Below are 17,116 nucleotides of genomic sequence, written 5' to 3'. Positions count from 1 at the left end.
GTCCGCGCAGGCCGTGCGGTCCGCGCCGGACGCCCACCCGGTACCGGCACAGCCCGCGCCGGCACAGCCCGCGCCGGCACAGCCCGCGCCGGAGCAGCCCGCGCAGGCCGCGCGGCCGCTCGTGCCGCAGCCGTCCACCGACCGGCACGTCGCCGGACCGGGCGGCGCGCAACCGCGCGTCCCGCAGCCCGCCGGGGCCCAGCCGCTGGCCGCGCCGCACGCGCCCGCCAACGGCAACGGGCACGGCCGCTCCTCCACGCACCCGACCCCGCGCCAGGGCGTCCCGCAACCCAACGGAGGGGGCGCCTGACATGGGGACCCACGCCAAGAAGGACGCCGAGACCCCCGCGCCGCAGCAGACCTACGGCGAGGCCCCGCCCAAGAAGAAGGGCGCCTACGGCAAGGTCATCACCACCATCCTCGTGCTGGGCCTGGCGGGCGGCGGCACCTACGCCCTCCGCACCTACTTCTCAGGCGGCGACGACGACCTGCCGCCCGTCAACCAGGTCTCCCCCAACTCCGCCAAGCAGCAGGCCACGCTGGTGGACCAGGAGGATCTGCGGGTCATGCAGGTCCGCGCCAAGCACGAGTCCGACCTCGCCGGCGGCGGCGCGGTGGCGGCCACGGCGCGCTCGCCGCACGTGGCGAGCTCCGCCAACGGCCGCACGCTGGTGCTGCCGCAGCGCAAGGACCCCTACTACGTGACCGAGCTGGCCAAGCTCGGCGGGCAGGACTTCCAGAAGCAGAGCGACGGCTCCTACCTGCTGGGCGTCAACATCTTCGCGGCGCGCGGGGCCAAGCTGATCCTGCAGAGCGCCTCGGGGCCGCTCACCATCCGGATGCGCAGCGTGCCGGGCGCGTTCACCTCGATCGTCAGCGCCGGGGCCACCGTGAAGATCAACGGCTCGGCGCAGAACCCGGTGCGGTTCACCAGCTGGAACGACGAGTCGCACAAGCCCGACACCGAGGTCGCCGACGGCCGCTCCTACATCCGCGCGATCGGCGGCGAGTTCACGTCCAAGTACGCGCACTTCTCCGACCTCGGGTTCTGGAGCGGCCGCACCGGCGGGCTGGCGCTGACCGGCTCGGACCGGCCCGACTCGGCGGCCGAGCGGCTGGCCGCGCCGACCGGCGCGGCGCACCGGTTCCTGCTGCCCAACGGCACCGCCGACGTCACCCGGGGCAACCGGGAGGAGATCGAGGTGAAGGCCGCGCCCGGCGGCGGGACCGGCGGCACCTTCCACGTGCCGGTCGCCAACCTGGTGAACGGGTCGGTGGACCACTCCACCATCAGCGGCAACGCCTACGGCATCTTCGTCACCGCCGCCAACCGCACCCAGATCACCAACAACACCATCACCGGCAGCCTGGTGGACGGGGTGCTGCTGCACCGCTTCGCCAAGAACGCCACCATCGAGAACACCACGGTGACGCGCAGCCGCGGCGACGGGTTCGTGTTGTCGCGCGGCACCGAGGGCGTGCGGGTCACCAACTGCACCGCGCAGGAGAACGGCGGCAACGGCTTCACGCTGGACGGGCAGCCGCTGGCCGAGGGGCCGTCGGCGTCGGGCGAGTCGATCCAGGCGTTCGGCGACAACACGGTGGCCAGCAGCACCGCGCGCGACAACCGCCGCTACGGCGTGGAGATCCTGGGCGGCGACAACGTCACCGTGCAGAACAGCAAGATCCAGGGCGGCGACATGGGCATCGTGGCGCGCGACAGGACGGTGCGCGCCAACATCGCGGGCAACCAGATCGCGAATCCGGCCCGGCAGGGCGTGGTGCTGCGCGACGGCGTCACCGGCGGGACGGTGTCGGGCAACGTCATCACCGGCACCGAGACCGCGCTGTACCTGCGCGACGCCAACAGCGTCATCAACGGCAACACCGTGCAGGGCGCGTCCCGGCACGCGCTGACGCTGCGCGGCAACGCCGCCGGGGCGCAGATCACCGGCAACACCTTCAGCGGGGCGGGCACCAGCGTCTACGACGTGGACCGCGCCACCGGCGCGTACGTGAACTCCGGCAACAACGTCCAGGGCTGGAACAAGACGGCGGGCTTCTGGACGTGGGTGAAGCGCGTCTTCAAGCCGATGAACATCATCTGGGCGAGCGTCTTCCTGCTGGTGGCGATCTCCATGTTCCGCTCCCGCGGGGCCGGGATGCGGATCGGGCGCCGCGGCGGCCACCCGTACGAGCATCAGGACAAACTCGAAGAGCGCCCCGTGCGGCTGCTGCGCCGCGCCCCGGCCGCCGCGCCGCCCGGCCCGTCCGGCCCGTCCGGAGCGGACGGGGAGCGGGTCGGCGCGGCGTCCGGCCGGTAGCAGGCGACGGTGAGCGGTCATCGAAGGAGTGGGACCGGCATGACTATCAAGATCGACGTGAAGTTCGTCGTGGGGCTGCTGATCGGTGCGCTGGTCATGGGCGGCCTCGCGTTCCTGGTCGCGGGCATGAACGGCGACGACAAGACGAAGCGGACGGCGAACGAGGGACCGGTGCGGCCGGACCGGAACGGCGACGAACCGGGCACCGCGCCCGAGATCGAGGACGGCGGCGACGAGGAGGACAAGGGCGGCGGCGACGACAAGGGCGGCGGCGCGCAGCCGGGCGCCCCGCTGGCGCTGCCCGTGCCGGCCGGTGAGGGCAAGGTGGCCTGCCCGGGGCCGACCAAGACCGTCAAGGACACCCGGAGCCTGGAGGACGCGCTGCGCAGCGCCAAGCCGGGCGACGTCATCAAGATGGCGGCGGGCACCTACGAGGGCAAGTTCGTCGCGCAGGCGTCGGGCACCCAGAGCCAGCCGATCTGGCTGTGCGGCGACCAGGGCGCGGTGCTCGACGGCGGCGGCGTGAAGAAGGGCTACGCCTTCCACCTGAACAAGGCGAACTACTGGCGGCTGGTCGGCTTCACCGTGCAGAACAGCCAGAAGGGCGTGATGGCCGACACCAGCAACGGGTCGCTCATCCAGGGGCTGACCGTGCACGACATCGGCGACGAGGCCATCCACCTGCGCAACTTCTCGACCGGCAACACCGTGCAGTACAACAAGATCTACAACACCGGGCTGCGGCGCGAGAAGTTCGGCGAGGGCGTGTACCTCGGCACGGCGCAGTCGAACTGGAAGAAGTTCTCCGGCGGGAAGATCGACAAGAGCGACAACAACGTGGTGCGGGGCAACGTCATCCGGGCCACGGCCGAGGCGGTCGACATCAAGGAGGGCACCACCGGCGGAAAGATCATCGGGAACGTCTTCGACGGCTCGGTGACCGGCGGCGACAAGCACAACGACTCCTGGATCGACGTCAAGGGCAACGGCTACCTCATCGAGGGCAACCGGGGCACCAAGACGCCCGCCGACGGCTTCCAGACCCACAAGATCGTCGACGGCTGGGGCACCGGCAACACCTTCCGGGGCAACACCCTCGACCTGGCCGGCGGCAACGGCGTCGGCATCAACGACACCGTGGGCGGCAACACGATCGCCTGCGACAACAAGGTGCGGGGCGGCCAGCTGACCAAGAAGGGCCAGTGCTCCTGAAGATCGATCTCAAGTTCGCCGGGCTGCTGGTGGCCGGAGCCGTGGCCACCAGCGGCACCGTCCTGCTGCTCACCGGCGGGGACGACGGGCCGTCCGGCAAGACCTCGGCCGGCGACCCGTTCCCGCTGACGCCGGTCTCGCAGCCGCCGGGCGCGTCCGGCAACGCGGGCGAGGCCGGGGCCTCGCCCACGACCGGCGCCGGACCGGGCGAGGCCCCCGCCGCGCCGCCCGCGCCGCAGAACCTGCCGCTGCCCCAGCAGGCCGCGCCGGTCCAGTGCCCGCCGCCCACCGTCACCGTCCGCACGCCGGTGGAGCTCCAGAAGAGGCTGAACGTCGCCGAACCCGGCGAGGTGATCCGGCTGGCCCCGGGCGTCTACAAGGGCCGCTACCGCAGCCAGCGCTCCGGCGCCCCGGACAAGCCGATCTTCGTGTGCGGGTCGCCGAAGACGGTCCTGGACGGTACCGACACCGGCAAGGGCTACGGCTTCCACCTGGAGAACGCGGGGCACTGGCGGCTGGTCGGCTTCACCGTGCAGCGCAGCCAGAAGGGCGTGATGCTGGACGGCTCCAGCGGCACGGTGATCCAGGGCCTGACCGTGCGCGAGGTCGGCGACGAGGCCGTCCACCTGCGCCGGTTCAGCACCGGCAACACCGTGCAGCGCAACCGGATCTACAACACGGGGCGGCGCAACCCCCGGTTCGGCGAGGGCATCTACCTCGGTTCCTCGCACAAGAACTGGGCCGCCCTCACCCAGGGGCAACCCGACAAGAGCGACAACAACCTGGTGGTGGGCAACCGCGTCCAGGCCACGGCCGAGGCCGTGGACGTCAAGGAGGGCACCACCGGCGGCCGTATCGCCGGGAACGCCTTCGACGGGTCGAAACTGTCGGGCGACAAGGTGAACGACTCGTGGGTGGACGTGAAGGGCAACGGCTACCTCATCGAGGGCAACCGGGGCGCGCGGACCGTCGCCGACGGTTTCCAGACGCACCGGGAGTACCAGGGCTGGGGCACCGGGAACACCTTCCGGGGCAACGTCATGGATCTTCGTGGAGGCAGGGGCGGATTCGGGATCGCCCTGTTCTCCGACGGCAACACCGTCGCCTGCGACAACAAGGTCGCCGGCGGCAAGCTGCTCAACAAGGGCACGTGCTCCTGAGGGCCTGCGGGAGACGCACACACGAAAGGGAGAGGTCATGAACGATTCCCCGAGGCTCACCGTGATCGGCACCGGTTACCTCGGCGCCACGCACGCCATCTGCATGGCGGTGCTGGGCTACGAGGTGCTGGGCGTGGACGTGGACGAGCGCAAGATCGCGCAGCTCGCGTCCGGCACGGTCCCGTTCTTCGAGCCGGGCCTGCCCGAACTGCTGGCCAAGGCGCTGGAGTCGGGGCGGCTGCGCTTCACGACCTCCTTCGAGGAGGCGGGGCGCTTCGGCGACGTGCACTTCATCTGCGTGGGCACCCCGCAGCAGCCCGGCTCGGACGCCTGCGACCTCACCTACGTGGAGGCGTCGGTGTCGGCGCTGGCCGCGCACCTGGACCGGCGCGCGCTGGTGGTCGGCAAGTCGACGGTCCCGGTCGGCACGGCCGCGCGCCTGACCTCGATGGTGCAGGAGCTGGCCCCGGCGGGCACGGACGTGGAGCTGGCGTGGAACCCCGAGTTCCTGCGCGAGGGCTTCGCGGTGGACGACACGATGCACCCCGACCGGCTGGTGTTCGGGGTGGCGTCGGAGTGGGCCGAGCAGCGGTTGCGCGCGGCGTTCGCGCCGATCCTGGAGCAGGGCACGCCGGTGGTGACCACCGACCTCGCCACCGCCGAGCTGGTGAAGGTGGCGGCCAACTCGTTCCTCGCCACCAAGATCTCCTACATCAACGCGATGGCCGAGGTGTGCGAGGCCGTCGGCGCGGACGTGAAGGACCTGGCCGACTCGCTGGCCCTGGACGACCGGATCGGCGGCAAATTCCTCAAGCCGGGCCTCGGCTTCGGCGGGGGTTGCCTGCCCAAGGACATCCGCGCGTTCGCGCACCGCGCCGAGGAGATCGGCGTCGGGCAGGCGGTGTCGTTCCTGCGCGAGGTGGACGACATCAACCGCCGCCGCCGCGCCCGCACCGTCGACCTGGTGCGCGAGCTGCTGGGCGGCCAGATCTCCGGCGCGCGGATCGCGTGCTGGGGCGCGGCGTTCAAACCGAACTCCGACGACATCCGCGACGCGCCCGCCCTGGACGTGGCGCGCACCATGCACGGCCTGGGCGGGCACGTGCGGGTCTACGACCCGGCGGCGCTGGACAACGCGCGCCGCGCCTTCCCGGAGCTGCGCTACGGCGAGAGCGCGCTGGACGTGGCGCAGGACGCCGACGTGGTGGTGCTGCTGACCGAGTGGGCCGACTTCCGCGAGATCGACCCGGACGCGCTGGCGCAGGTCGTGCGGACCAAGCGGATCGTGGACGGCCGCCACGTGCTGGACGCCAAGCAGTGGCGCGACGCGGGCTGGGAGTACCGGGCGTTGGGCAGGTCCTAAGAGCAACGAAAGCCCCCGGCCCCGGACGATTCCGGGGCCGGGGGCTTCGCCGTTCCGGCGGTCAGTGCCCGCCGGCGAGGTTGAGCCCGACGACGCCGATGATGATCAGCACCAGCGCGCCGATCTTGAGGGCGGACACCTGGTCGCCCATCACCAGCATCCCCAGCGCGGCGGTGCCGACCGCGCCGATGCCGACCCAGACGGCGTAGGCGGTGCCGACGTCCAGGGTGCGCAGCGCGAGGTTCAGCAGCCCGAAGCTGACGGCGGCGAACACCAGGAAGCCCACGCTGGGCAGCGGTGCGGAGAAACCCTTGCTGAGCTTGAGGCACAGGGCCATCGCGACTTCGAAGAGTCCGGCGACGACGACGAGGAGCCAGGCCATGATCATTCTCCCGGGAGAGGCGACGGTGGTCGTGCGCGTCGTCTTTGCCTGCCGGGTACGGCGCGCTCCTCGTCCGGGAGGACCGAAAAGGGCCCTCGCACTCCACCATAACCAAGGGAAATGACCGGTTGTTCCCCGATCGCGGGGCCGGGAACGTAACGTCCTCCCAGGGCGTCTACTGGACGGGATGTGTCCACGCACGGGAGGAAGCGACACGTGGTCTTCAAGAAGCTCATGCAGGCGGCCGGCATCGGGGGCCCGGAGGTCGAGACCGTCCTGCACAACCCCAGCACCACGCCGGGCGGGACCGTCACCGGCGAGGTCACGATCCTGGGCGGCAAGCACGACTCCGACGTCCTCGGGGTGAACCTGGCGCTGCGGACCCGCGTCGAGGTCGAGTCCGGCGACAACGAGTACGCCTCCAACCTGGAGTACTCCAAGATCAGGGTGTCGGGCCCGTTCCGGCTGGACGACGGCGCGCGCTACAGCGTCCCGTTCAGCTTCCCGATCCCGTGGGAGGCGCCGCTCACGCACCTGTACGGCCGCCCGCTGCACGGCACCACCGTGGGCCTGTCCACCGAACTGGAGGTCGCGCGCGCGGTCGACGCCACCGACCTCGACCCGATCGCGGTGCACCCGCTCCCGGCACAGGAGCGCATCCTCGCGGCCTTCCAGAACCTCGGCTTCCAGTTCCGCAACGCCGACTGCGAGAAGGGCCGCATCTGGGGCGTGCACCAGGAGCTGCCGTTCTACCAGGAGATCGAGTACTACCCGCCGGGCCACTACGCGCGCGGCATCAAGCAGCTGGAGGTGACCTTCGTCTCCTACCCGCAGTCGATGGAGGTCGTGCTGGAGCTGGACAAGCGCGGCGGGGTCCTCACCGAGGGCCACGACTCGTTCGCCCGCTTCACCGTCGACTACGCGACGGTCGGCCAGAACAACTGGGAGCAGCAGCTCGACGGCTTCCTCCAGCAGGCCGGCCGGCGACGGGGTTTCCTCTAACTATTGATCATTGGCCCGGCGGCCCGTAGAAAAGGAGCCCGTGGCAGAGCCTCCCGGACTCAGTGATGTCGAACGCCGTCTGTGGCACGCGTTCCCGACCGGCACCCCCGTCGTGCTGGGCGACGACCTGCCCGCCGGGCCCGCGCCCGAGCGGATCGTCCGCGCCGAGATCATCGCCCAGCTGCTGCTCGGCGCGGGCGACAGCGTGCCGGGGCGCGTCCCGGCGGTGCACCTGCGCGGCGCGTACGTCGTCGGGACGCTCTCGTTGCGGGGCGGCACCGTCGAGCACGAGCTGCGGCTGGAGTTCTGCCGGCTGGTCGCGCCGCCCGACTTCTCCAACTGCCAGACCCGCCAGATGCGGCTGTCGAACTGCCGGATGCCCGGCTTCGACGGCGGCGGGCTGCGGGTGGACGGCTTCCTCAGCCTGTCCCGGTCGCTGATCGAGGGCGAGGTGCGGCTGACCCGCGCGCAGATCCTGGGCGGGCTGCGGCTGAACGCGGCCACCATCGTCGCGCCCGACCCCGCCACCTGGGCGATCTTCAGCGGCGGCACCGTGGTGGAGGTCGGCTGCTTCGTGCAGGACGCCGACATCACCGGCGGGGTGCGGCTGGTCGGGGCGCGCATGAACGGCGGGCTGTTCATGCAGGGCACCACGCTGCGCAACCCGGGCCGGATCGCGCTGGACGCGCAGAACATGATCGTCGAGGACGCCGCCGAGTTCAGCGCGGGCTTCACCGCGCTCGGCACGGTGCGGCTGCGCAGCGCCCGGGTGAACGGCACCCTGTCGTTCTCCAAGGCGACGCTGGACTCCGGCGACCCCGACCGCATGGCGCTGCACGCCAGCCACATCCAGGCCGACGAGCTGCTGTTGTGGCCCGCCGAGAAGATCAAGGGCCGGGTGTCGCTCTCGTACTCCCGGATCGCCCAGATCCAGGACCACCCCGACATCTGGCCCGACGAGATGTACCTGAACGGCCTGGTCTACGAGATGTTGCGCGGCGCGGAGTTCAAGGACCGGCTGAGCTGGGTCGGCCGCGACAAGATGTTCCACCTCCAGCCGTACGAGCAGCTCGCCGCCTGGTACCACGCGGCCGGGCACGACGAGCTGGCGCGCAAGGTGCAGCTCGCCAAGCAGCGGGCGCGCCGCCGCAAGCTGCCCGCCGTCGCCCGGGGCTGGAACTACCTGCTGGACTGGACGGTGGGGTTCGGGTACCGGCCGTGGCTGGCGTTCGCGTGGTTCGGGGCGCTGGTGGCGCTCGGGACGACGGTGTTCTCGCTGGACAAGCCGCGCGCGGTGAAGCCGCCCGACGAGCGCCCGGTCTTCCACGCCTTCGTCTACACGCTGGACCTGCTGATCCCGATCGACACCTTCGGGCAGCAGCAGGCGTTCGACCCGTCCGGCGGCTCGCGGTGGCTGGCCTACGGGCTGGTGGCCGCGGGCTGGGTGCTGGCCACCGCGCTGATCGCCGGGGTCACCCGGGTGTTGCGACCGAACTGAGTCCGACCGACAGAATGGGACGCCATGGGGACCTATCTCATCACCGGGGCCACCGGCGGCATCGGCGCGGCGGTGGCCGGGCTGCTGCGCGAGCGCGGCCACGACCTGATCCTGACCGGGCGCTCGGCCGAGAAGCTGGCGGCGCTGAGCGGATCGTTGAGCGGCGGCGCGCACGCGCGCACGCAGGCGTTCTCGATCGGCCAGGCCACCACGGCGACCGCGACGGCGGTGCACACGCTGGTGCTGGACCTGAACGAGCCGCGCCGCCTGGAGGCCGCGCTCGTCGAGGCCGACCTGCCGGACCGCCTGGACGGAGTGATCCACAGCGCGGGGTTCGTGCACCTGGGGACGGTCGCCGAGACCGAGGCCGACGAGTGGATCGACCACCTCAACACCAACCTGGTGTCGGCGGCCGAGCTGACCCGGCTGCTGCTCCCGGCGTTGCGGGCGGCGCAGGGGCACGTGGTGTTCGTGAACTCGACCGCCGGGCTGCGCGCCAACCCGAACTGGTCGGCGTACGCGGCGAGCAAGTTCGGGCTGCGGGCGCTGGCCGACTCGTTGCGCGCGGAGGAGCCGGAGCTGCGCGTCACGACCGTCTACCCGGGGCGGACGGCGACCGAGATGCAGCGCAGGGTGCGGGCCCAGGAAGGCAAGGACTACCGGGCCGAGGACTTCGCGGACGCGGCGACGGTGGCGCGGGTGCTGGTGGGGGCGCTGGAGACGCCGCGCGACGCGGTGGTCAGCGACGTCTCCGTGCGCCCGCACTGAGTCAGCGTGTGCCGAGCCGGGCGGGCAGCCGCGTCAGCTCCGCCCGGCGCAGCGCCAGGACGATGGCGGCGACGACGCCGACGACCAGTGGCACCAGCGGGTTCTCGTCCAGCACCGCGACGCTGGTGACGACAGCGCCGATCATCAGCAGCACGACGCCGCCGGCAGCCGCAGCGGCCAACAACGGCACACAGAGCCCGACGGCGGCGGCGACCTCCAGGAAGCCGATGACGTAGCGGAGCCACTGGCCGACGCCGATCTCGTCGAACATGTCGGTCATGGGCTCGGTGCCGACGAGCTTCTGGACACCGGCGCTGAGGAACATGAGGGCCAGCAGGATCTGGAGCACCCAGACGACGATCTGGACGGCGCGGCTACGTTCGGTTGCCATGGAAGCCTCCTAGGGGGGTCATGGATACAGACCCTCAGGAGGCCGCCGAATCATCGCCCGTCGAGCGAGCGGCGGAACATCCAGGCGGCCAGCAGACCCCCCAGCAACCCGAACAGGTGGCCCTGCCAGGAAATCAAGGGATCACCGGGCAGCACGCCCGCCAGGAACGTCATGCCGTAGACGGCGACCACACCGACCGCGATGGCGATGTCCAGCCAGTGCCGCTCGAAGATCCCGCGCCCGAGCAGGTAGCCGAAGAACCCGAACACCAGGATGCTGGCGCCCAGGGTGTTGACCGAGCTGGTGAACCAGACGCCGAGCCCCCCGACGATGATCACCACGAGACTGGCCGCGAGGAACTTGGCGACACCCCGCGCCGCCGCCAGGAAGCCCAGAATGATGAAGGGCACGGTGTTGCTGAGCAGATGCCCGAAGCCGACGTGCAGGAAGGGCGCGGTGAAGATGTCGGGCAGGTCGCGCACGTCGTGGGGCTGGATGCCGAACTCGTCCAGCGCGCCGTCCATCGTGTAGTCGACGAACTCCAGCACCCACATGGCGGCGGTGACCAGCAGCACCAGCGTGAGGGCCGTGACCGCCCGCACGCCGTGCGTGGCGAGTCCGGCGGAGCGCCGCCGCTGCTCGGGGACCGGGGGGTAGCTCATGTCCTCCACCGTAGATCGGGATGACCCTGCCGTCACCAGGTCAACGGACGGGAGGGCGGGAACGTCCCCGCCCGCCCCTGGCGAATCGGATTCGGTTTCCGCCATATTGGCCCGATGCGCGCACTCGTCTGCGAAGAACTGGGTTCCCTGTCACTGCGAGACCTGCCCACCCCGGAACCGGGCCCAGGCCAGGTCCTGATCGAGGTGGAAGCAGCCGGAGTCAACTTCGTGGACGGCCTGTTCGTCCAGGGCCGCTACCAGATCAAGCCCCCACTGCCGTTCGTGCCAGGCAGCGAAATCGCAGGCACCGTAGTAGCAACAGGGCCAGACGTAACAACCCCGGCCCCCGGCACCCGAGTCGTAGCAATGTGCGGCCTAGGCGGCTTCGCAACCCACATCACAGCCCCCGCCCTGACCACGGTCCCCACCACCCTGGACGCCCCACGCGCAGCGACATTCATCCAGAGCTACTGCACAGCCCTGTTCGCCCTGAAAAACCGAACCACCCTCGCCCCCAACGAAACGATCCTCATCCTGGGCGCAGGCGGCGGCGTGGGTCTGGCAGCCGTCCAGGTGGCCAAAGCCCTAGGAGCCCGAGTCCTGGCCGCCGCGTCCACCCCGGAAAAGCGCGAGGCCGCCCGCAGCGCCGGAGCGGACGAGACGATCGACACGACCGACGACATCAAAACCGCCGCCCGATCACTCTCGGACGGCGGCGTGGACGTCATATATGACCCGGTAGGTGGCGACCTGGCAGACCCAGCCCTACGCGCCCTGCGCGAGGGCGGCCGCTACACGGTGATCGGCTTCGCGTCGGGCACGATCCCGTCCCTGCCACTGAACCAGGTGCTGCTGCGCAACCGGACCGTCGTCGGCGTCGACTGGGGCGCCTGGCAACTGCATCACCCGCTGGAGCAGCGCGCCCTGCTGGAAACGTTGCTGACCTGGACCGATGAGGGAAAGATCACGCCCCCGTCCCCCCGCACCGAGCCCCTGGAGAGGGCGGCCGAGGTGCTGGCGGACCTGCACGAGCGCCGGGTGGTGGGCAAGGTGGCCCTGATCCCCTAGGCGGCGGCCTGCTCGGTGGAGGCGTCCCCGCGCACGGTGATGACCGGAAGGCGCTTGCGCGCGGGGGCGTCCACGCGGCGGCGCAGGTGGCGGCGCTCCTCGGGGGTGGTGCCGCCCCAGATGCCGTCGGGCTCGCCGACGCGCAGGGCCCAGGCGAGGCAGTCGGCGACCACGGGGCAGTTGCCGCAGATCTCCTTGGCCGCCCGCTCCTGCTCCTGGAAGACCTCCGCGGAGTACCCGATGGGGAAGAAGAGGTCGGGATCGGCGCCATGGCAGATGGCGTGGTCGCTCCAGTGCTCTTCGTTGTTCGGATTCGACATCGCTGGCTCCCTGCGGCATCGTCGCCGGCAGTTTCCGGGGGTGGGTTCGTTGCCCACCCAACGTAGTACTACAAGTCGTAGTACTACAAGTCGCGGTGAACAACGTCGCGGAACGTCCGGATAGCCTGTCTGACGTGCGGCATGTTCCAGAAGTGACCTTCCGTGAGGCGACGCGGGACGACCTGCCCGAAATCGTCCGCCTGCTGGCCGACGACCCCCTGGGCGCGACCCGCGAGGCGCCGGGCGAGATCATCCCGGAGGCGTACCTGCACGCCTTCGCGGCGATCGAGCGCGACCCGAACAACACGGTGGTGGTGGCGGAACTGGACGGCACGATGGCGGGCACGTTCCAGCTGACCTATATTCCGGGCCTGACCTACACGGGCGGCGAACGCGCGCAGATCGAGGGCGTACGAGTGGCCGCCGAACAACGTGGCCGGGGCATCGGACAGATCATGATCACGTGGGCCATAGACCAGGCCCGCGCGAGAGGCTGCCGGGTGGTGCAGCTAACAACAGACCGCCAACGCCCAGAGTCGATCCGCTTCTACCAGAAAATGGGCTTCCGCCCGTCCCACATGGGCATGAAATACCACCTGAAAGACGACTGACCCCGGCGCGCCTAGCAACCGTCCTGGTCCGGATCGGGCTCATTGAGGATCTCCAGCGCCCACTTCACGACCTCGGGGTCTCCCCGAAACGGATGCGCCGCAGTAGGCAGGTTCAACATCAACGCATCGAACGCCTCAGCCTTGCGCACGATCCGCCGCCGCTCCTCGCGGCTCAGCTCGTCACCCATCGCCCCTCCCGAAACCGTGCGGCCAGCCATGCCACGCCTCGACCTCACGCATCGCGGCGACCAGTTCGTCAGGACGGGCACGGTCGATCAACGGCGCGGCCATCCCACGCGCGGGCATCGCCCAGAACCGCCGCGTCCGTGGTCCCCACCAGATGACCCAGTAGGGACGCTCAGCATCGAGCCGACGCGCGTCAGCACGTTGCTGCACGTCATCGCTCACCGCGCACATAGATGGACCTCACCTCCACCCAAGCCCCCAGCCGGGGCCGTCTGACGTTCCAGATGGGCGCGGACCAAGGTGAGAGCCCTGCGCCAGCGGCTCTCGCCTTAGCCCGCGCCCACAACCAGTGAAGCTGTGACAGTCGGCACACGTCAGCGTGATAATCGGAGACGAGGACAGACGTAGGCACACGTCTGCGCACGTCTCCAGCCGAGGTGCATAGCGACATGTCAGCGGAGAAGAACAAGGCCACCGGCGCCCGGCTGCGCGCCGAGCGCAAGGCCCGCGGCCTGGTCGTCGCCGATCTCGCCACGCTATTCCGCGAGGTCGCGCCCCCGCGCGTTCGCACTCAACTTCCCTGCGCCCGTGACATCGAGCGGGCCATCCGCGACCACGAAGGCGGAAAACGCGCGGTCGGTCCCCGCTACCGGATGCTCTGGGCCGCTGCCCTGGAGGTCCCCGAGACCGAACTGTTCGCGCCCCTGACATCTCCTGCCCCCGCCGACGTGGAATTCATGGAACTGGTCGGCCGAGTCGATACGACCGATCTCGGTGCTGGGGCCCTGGAGTTGCTCGACGTGACCGTGGACCGCCTGTGCCGCGACTACCCGACCGTGGCTCCGGCAGAGTTGTGCAGGCGCGGACGCGCGCATCTGGAGTACGTCCTTGACCTGCTCGACGGACGCACCACCCTGAACGAACATCGCGAGTTGCTCGTGCGCGCGGGATGGTTGTCAGCGCTGCTGGCGTGCTCCGCCTACGACGCCGGTGATCCGGCGACCGCCGAGATCGCCCGGAGCACCACCCGCCGACTCGGCGAGCAGGCGGGGCACGGCGAGCTGATCGGCTGGTCCTGGGAGATCGCCGCATGGTTCGCCCTGGTCGAGCGCCGCTATGACGACGTGGTGACCTACAGCGAGGCCGGGCTCCGGCACGCCGGAGCCAGCAACGCCGCCGTCCAGCTCACCTTGCAAGCCGGTCGCGGGTACGCGCGCATGGGCGACCGGCGCGCGGTGGAGGCCCTCCGCGTCGGCCGGACGGTCCTGGACCGGTTGCCGCGCCCCGACCACCCCGACCACCACTTCGTGTTCGACCACGACAAGTACGAGTTCTACTGCTCGACGATCTACACCATGCTCGGCGAGGACGACGCGGCCGAAGAGCACGCCCGCGAGGTGGTCGCGCAGTGCCGCCCTGGCGACGGACGGCTCCGCTGGCCGATGCGGCTGGCCATGGTGCATCTGGATCTCGGCCTGGTCGCCGGCCGTCGCGGCGAGTTGGAAAACGCCGTCCACCACGGGCGCACCGCGTTGGAGCCGTCACGTCGATCAGGCGACCTGCTCCCCCGCGCGGCCGAACTGGTGGACCGCCTGAACGAACGCTGGCCAGACGAACCGCTCGTGGACGAGTTGGCCGAGCAAGTCCAGTCGGAGCGTCGCGCATTGATCCCACCAGGTGGACAAACGGCACTGCCCTAACCGAACAAGGCCGCCCGGCGGCCTGGGACGCCCATGAAGCGCTCGCACTCACCGCAGGAGAACAATGCCGCCGAGCCTGACCTACACCCGCCACGACCCGACCTCCACCGAGCAGATCATGACCAGCGTGATCGTGCCGCTGTACGAGGCCACGCACGCCGAGGTGATCAGCGATCCGTTCTACTCCAGCGACCGCTTCGCCGAACGTGTCCGCGGCTACCTGCGCGCCCCCGGCTTCGAGATCGTCATCGCCTACATCGACGGCCAACCGGTCGGCCAGGCGTTCGGATACGCACTGCCGCCTGGCGCGCGCTGGTGGCAAGGGCTGACAACACCTGTCCCAGACGGTTTCACCACCGAGACCGGCACGCGCACCTTCGCCTTCAACGAACTGATGGTCGTCCCGCAGTGGCAGGGCCAAGGCGTCGCGCACGCTCTACACGACGAACTGCTCCACGGCCGCAAAGAGGAACGCGCAACGCTGCTGGTCCGCGAGAACAACGAATCCGCGCAGGCCGCGTACGCACGCTGGGGATGGCAGAAGATCGGAAAACTGCGCCCGTACGAGGACGCCCCGCACTTCGACGCAATGGTCATCCCCCTGCCGCTCCTTCGCCGTCGCCAATCAGCGGCCGAGCCGAGCAAGAGCCCGTAGTCGCAGCGCGCACGCACCCACCTTCCCCGGTGAGCCCGTGCCTACCAGGCCCTAGGGCGGCCCTGGCCGGTCACCTTCGCCGAACTGCTGCCGAAGGAACCTACTGTCCACTTCCGGGTTGCCGAGGCGCCACGAACGCCTCTCGAAGGTGAGTTCTCCACTGACGGTCAAAGGTTGCTTGGCTCGGTGCGCGATGATCGCCCAGTCGTAGTCCGGTCCTGCCAGGGGCACCTGCACCTTGCGCATACGCCCGTTGACTTCGGCGTGGAGCACGATGGTCCCGCCTTCGTCTTCCTCATCCGCCACCGAGTCCTCGCGTGACAAGGCGCGCACCGCTCCGATGAGAGTCTGCTGGCTTGGAGGCTCCTCTTGACGGGTCAGCCGTTCCTTCACACGAGCCAACATGGGCGCAGCACTATGGTCCAGAATGATGCGGGAAGAGACGACATCGGGCTGTGGCTCTGCTGCAGCCCACTCGAACGACAGGTCGAGAGCCCTCAGCCCCTCTGGCTCTGCCATCTGCTCCAAGGACTCCACCAGGTCAGCGCTCAACCCCCAGCGGCCCGGCTCTTGAAGGGCATCGTCGCCTTCGCCACGAGTGAGGCTCGCGGTGGCGTTAAGCCCCTTGGCCAGGGTTTCCATGACCTGTCGTGCGAACGGCCTAGCAGCGTCGTTCTCTCTCTGATCGACTGCAGCGGTCGGTACGGTGCTGGACGGATCCCCGAGACGCGCCACGACAGTGAAGACGAAGCTGCCTCGCTTCGTGTGACCGAGCCGGACGTCTTCGTCCAGGAAGTCAGTGACCTTGGATGGTCGCCGTCCGCGATGCGAGTGGTCGGGGTCTGCCGCCGTGGTCGCAGCAGACCTCAGCAACCTGTAGATCGCTTCGATGGTCTCTTCGGCCTGACGGAACGGAATCGTCCCGTCAGGCATCGGCTGGTCGAGGCGGACATAGAACAGGTCTGCCCGTGTGGCGATGATGTGCTGCAGCAGTTCGGTGGCGTCCCAGCCATTCACGCGACCCAGCGCATGCAGGGCGTCGTAGAAGCGCTGCGGGAAGTCGTCGTAGTCGGTGGCCAGGGGAAGCATGATCCGACCGCGAGGGCGCTGACCGGCGGGCGCCGGAAGGCGCCAGACCTCGCACATGTGGTCGCGCCGGGACTCGAGTTCCCAGTCACCGGTGGCGAGGTACTGGGAGACGGCCGAGGGGCTGAGGGTCGAAGCGATCTCACGATAGGGATCGAGCGTGAACGACGTCACTCGCCGCCTCCCTCGCCGATGGACCTCATGATTCCAAGGAGTCCAGGTACGTCAAAGAGATTACCCCTCGGTAGGCTCACCGTCTTACTCTCCGCCCCGTCCTGCAGAGACCCGAGCTTGGAAGCCTCTTGCCAGTACATCCGGCTTCGCGTGATCAGCTGGGTCTCGTCTTGGTCAAGCCACAACTCAGGGTCACCGGGGACCAGGAGCACCCCCAGGTACCGCCGGTTCTGCCTCTTGCCTTGCGTCAGCTTCTTGAAGCGCTTTTTGCTCAGCGTCCACGAAATATGATCTTCATGGATCAGGCTCCGCTGGGTGGTGCACTTGAGTTGGATGTCGAACTGGGCTTCGCAGTAGTAGTCGTAATCCATCTCATGGTGGACGGTGAGGTCGACACCATCGAAGTCGGTGTCGTGTCGCCGCAGGAAACATCCGGCGGCCGAAGTGATCAGATGAACAAATGCGATGCTGAACTGCTCTTGCATGGCACTGGTCGGCAGCCCTTCCCGGGAGGACCCTCCGCTTTCGTCCTCGACACTCATCGTGCGATCACC

General features: G+C 69.7%; 19 protein-coding genes and 1 riboswitch. Of the genes, 11 read left to right on the top strand and 8 right to left on the bottom strand.

Annotated elements, in window-relative coordinates; all coding sequences use genetic code 11:
• Window positions 1-244 (bottom strand): hypothetical protein (locus AH6_RS38425; protein WP_157431974.1); only part of this gene is annotated, 244 nt, incomplete at its 3' end.
• A 67-nt stretch (window positions 245-311) separates the two neighbouring features.
• On the opposite strand from AH6_RS38425, the gene AH6_RS38420 reads away from it, so the two are divergent.
• From AH6_RS38420 to AH6_RS38405, 4 genes are read left to right on the top strand one after another with little or no spacing between them, the layout of a single operon-like run.
• Complete coding sequence (locus AH6_RS38420) at window positions 312-2,324, top strand: right-handed parallel beta-helix repeat-containing protein (RefSeq protein WP_067490666.1); 2,013 nt, start codon at window positions 312-314, stop codon at window positions 2,322-2,324.
• Window positions 2,325-2,363: 39 nt separating this feature from the next.
• Window positions 2,364-3,536 (top strand): right-handed parallel beta-helix repeat-containing protein, encoded by a 1,173-nt coding sequence (locus AH6_RS38415; RefSeq protein WP_218006028.1) that lies wholly within the window; start codon window positions 2,364-2,366, stop codon window positions 3,534-3,536.
• A complete protein-coding gene (locus tag AH6_RS38410) occupies window positions 3,527-4,696 on the top strand; it encodes a right-handed parallel beta-helix repeat-containing protein (RefSeq protein ID WP_067490665.1) in 1,170 nt (389 codons plus the stop codon). Before AH6_RS38415 ends, AH6_RS38410 begins: the two co-directional genes overlap by 10 nt.
• Before the next feature lie 37 nt (window positions 4,697-4,733).
• Entirely contained in the window at window positions 4,734-6,059 is a 1,326-nt protein-coding gene (locus AH6_RS38405; protein WP_067490651.1) for a UDP-glucose dehydrogenase family protein, read from the top strand.
• 61 nt (window positions 6,060-6,120) lie between these two features.
• Here AH6_RS38405 and AH6_RS38400 read toward each other — a convergent pair whose 3' ends face one another.
• The gene (locus AH6_RS38400) at window positions 6,121-6,441 is read right to left on the bottom strand and encodes a DMT family transporter (RefSeq protein ID WP_067490670.1); all 321 of its coding nucleotides are present in this window, start codon (window positions 6,439-6,441) and stop codon (window positions 6,121-6,123) included.
• A gap of 32 nt (window positions 6,442-6,473) precedes the next feature.
• Window positions 6,474-6,540, bottom strand: a riboswitch (guanidine-III (ykkC-III) riboswitch).
• 117 nt (window positions 6,541-6,657) lie between these two features.
• On the opposite strand from AH6_RS38400, the gene AH6_RS38395 reads away from it, so the two are divergent.
• The 3 genes from AH6_RS38395 to AH6_RS38385 are packed head-to-tail and all read left to right on the top strand — an operon-like array spanning window position 6,658 to window position 9,709.
• A complete protein-coding gene (locus tag AH6_RS38395) occupies window positions 6,658-7,443 on the top strand; it encodes a sporulation protein (protein WP_067490649.1) in 786 nt (261 codons plus the stop codon).
• Between the two features lie 40 nt (window positions 7,444-7,483).
• Entirely contained in the window at window positions 7,484-8,941 is a 1,458-nt protein-coding gene (locus AH6_RS38390; protein WP_067490642.1) for a hypothetical protein, read from the top strand.
• Between the two features lie 24 nt (window positions 8,942-8,965).
• Window positions 8,966-9,709 carry an SDR family oxidoreductase gene (locus AH6_RS38385; protein WP_067490640.1) on the top strand — a complete coding sequence of 248 codons (744 nt, stop codon included), beginning with the start codon at window positions 8,966-8,968 and terminating at the stop codon, window positions 9,707-9,709.
• Between the two features lies 1 nt (window position 9,710).
• On the opposite strand, the gene AH6_RS38380 is transcribed toward AH6_RS38385, so the two are convergent.
• Both AH6_RS38380 and AH6_RS38375 read right to left on the bottom strand, forming a co-directional pair.
• On the bottom strand, window positions 9,711-10,100 hold the full coding sequence (locus AH6_RS38380; protein WP_067490635.1) for a DoxX family protein: 390 nt from the start codon (window positions 10,098-10,100) through the stop codon (window positions 9,711-9,713).
• Between the two features lie 50 nt (window positions 10,101-10,150).
• A complete protein-coding gene (locus AH6_RS38375) occupies window positions 10,151-10,762 on the bottom strand; it encodes a rhomboid family intramembrane serine protease (protein WP_067490632.1) in 612 nt (203 codons plus the stop codon).
• A gap of 114 nt (window positions 10,763-10,876) precedes the next feature.
• On the opposite strand from AH6_RS38375, the gene AH6_RS38370 reads away from it, so the two are divergent.
• On the top strand, window positions 10,877-11,830 hold the full coding sequence (locus AH6_RS38370; RefSeq protein ID WP_067490620.1) for an NADPH:quinone oxidoreductase family protein: 954 nt from the start codon (window positions 10,877-10,879) through the stop codon (window positions 11,828-11,830).
• On the opposite strand, the gene AH6_RS38365 is transcribed toward AH6_RS38370, so the two are convergent.
• Window positions 11,827-12,150 carry a WhiB family transcriptional regulator gene (locus AH6_RS38365; protein WP_067490617.1) on the bottom strand — a complete coding sequence of 108 codons (324 nt, stop codon included), beginning with the start codon at window positions 12,148-12,150 and terminating at the stop codon, window positions 11,827-11,829. The genes AH6_RS38370 and AH6_RS38365 overlap by 4 nt on opposite strands.
• A gap of 95 nt (window positions 12,151-12,245) precedes the next feature.
• Here AH6_RS38365 and AH6_RS38360 point away from each other — a divergent pair, with 95 nt between their 5' ends.
• Window positions 12,246-12,761: a GNAT family N-acetyltransferase gene (locus AH6_RS38360; RefSeq protein WP_373861879.1), complete on the top strand. Its 516-nt coding sequence runs from the start codon at window positions 12,246-12,248 to the stop codon at window positions 12,759-12,761.
• An 11-nt stretch (window positions 12,762-12,772) separates the two neighbouring features.
• Here AH6_RS38360 and AH6_RS44425 read toward each other — a convergent pair whose 3' ends face one another.
• Window positions 12,773-12,949: a hypothetical protein gene (locus tag AH6_RS44425; RefSeq protein ID WP_157431973.1), complete on the bottom strand. Its 177-nt coding sequence runs from the start codon at window positions 12,947-12,949 to the stop codon at window positions 12,773-12,775.
• 447 nt (window positions 12,950-13,396) lie between these two features.
• Here AH6_RS44425 and AH6_RS38355 point away from each other — a divergent pair, with 447 nt between their 5' ends.
• Complete coding sequence (locus AH6_RS38355; RefSeq protein WP_083983868.1) at window positions 13,397-14,647, top strand: NsdA family TPR-like regulatory protein; 1,251 nt, start codon at window positions 13,397-13,399, stop codon at window positions 14,645-14,647.
• Window positions 14,648-14,711: 64 nt separating this feature from the next.
• A complete protein-coding gene (locus AH6_RS38350; RefSeq protein WP_067490612.1) occupies window positions 14,712-15,302 on the top strand; it encodes a GNAT family N-acetyltransferase in 591 nt (196 codons plus the stop codon).
• 51 nt (window positions 15,303-15,353) lie between these two features.
• Here AH6_RS38350 and AH6_RS38345 read toward each other — a convergent pair whose 3' ends face one another.
• Together AH6_RS38345 and AH6_RS38340 are read right to left on the bottom strand one after the other, a co-directional pair.
• Window positions 15,354-16,562: a ubiquitin family protein gene (locus AH6_RS38345; protein ID WP_067490610.1), complete on the bottom strand. Its 1,209-nt coding sequence runs from the start codon at window positions 16,560-16,562 to the stop codon at window positions 15,354-15,356.
• The gene (locus AH6_RS38340) at window positions 16,559-17,104 is read right to left on the bottom strand and encodes a DUF4365 domain-containing protein (RefSeq protein WP_067490606.1); all 546 of its coding nucleotides are present in this window, start codon (window positions 17,102-17,104) and stop codon (window positions 16,559-16,561) included. Before AH6_RS38340 ends, AH6_RS38345 begins: the two co-directional genes overlap by 4 nt.
• Window positions 17,105-17,116: the final 12 nt, after the last annotated feature.

Source organism: Actinomadura hibisca NBRC 15177 (assembly GCF_001552635.1).
Lineage (GTDB): Bacteria > Actinomycetota > Actinomycetes > Streptosporangiales > Streptosporangiaceae > Spirillospora > Spirillospora hibisca.
This window is presented reverse-complemented; position numbering and strand designations above follow the sequence as displayed.

Coding starts and splice junctions, on each gene's coding strand:
- AH6_RS38420 (WP_067490666.1), top strand. CDS start 312: ATGGGGACCCACGCCAAGAAGGACGCCGAGACCCCCGCGCCGCAGCAG.
- AH6_RS38415 (WP_218006028.1), top strand. CDS start 2,364: ATGACTATCAAGATCGACGTGAAGTTCGTCGTGGGGCTGCTGATCGGT.
- AH6_RS38405 (WP_067490651.1), top strand. CDS start 4,734: ATGAACGATTCCCCGAGGCTCACCGTGATCGGCACCGGTTACCTCGGC.
- AH6_RS38400 (WP_067490670.1), bottom strand. CDS start 6,441: ATGGCCTGGCTCCTCGTCGTCGTCGCCGGACTCTTCGAAGTCGCGATG.
- AH6_RS38385 (WP_067490640.1), top strand. CDS start 8,966: ATGGGGACCTATCTCATCACCGGGGCCACCGGCGGCATCGGCGCGGCG.
- AH6_RS38380 (WP_067490635.1), bottom strand. CDS start 10,100: ATGGCAACCGAACGTAGCCGCGCCGTCCAGATCGTCGTCTGGGTGCTC.
- AH6_RS38375 (WP_067490632.1), bottom strand. CDS start 10,762: ATGAGCTACCCCCCGGTCCCCGAGCAGCGGCGGCGCTCCGCCGGACTC.
- AH6_RS38370 (WP_067490620.1), top strand. CDS start 10,877: ATGCGCGCACTCGTCTGCGAAGAACTGGGTTCCCTGTCACTGCGAGAC.
- AH6_RS38365 (WP_067490617.1), bottom strand. CDS start 12,150: ATGTCGAATCCGAACAACGAAGAGCACTGGAGCGACCACGCCATCTGC.
- AH6_RS44425 (WP_157431973.1), bottom strand. CDS start 12,949: ATGGGTGACGAGCTGAGCCGCGAGGAGCGGCGGCGGATCGTGCGCAAG.
- AH6_RS38355 (WP_083983868.1), top strand. CDS start 13,397: ATGTCAGCGGAGAAGAACAAGGCCACCGGCGCCCGGCTGCGCGCCGAG.
- AH6_RS38350 (WP_067490612.1), top strand. CDS start 14,712: ATGCCGCCGAGCCTGACCTACACCCGCCACGACCCGACCTCCACCGAG.
- AH6_RS38340 (WP_067490606.1), bottom strand. CDS start 17,104: ATGAGTGTCGAGGACGAAAGCGGAGGGTCCTCCCGGGAAGGGCTGCCG.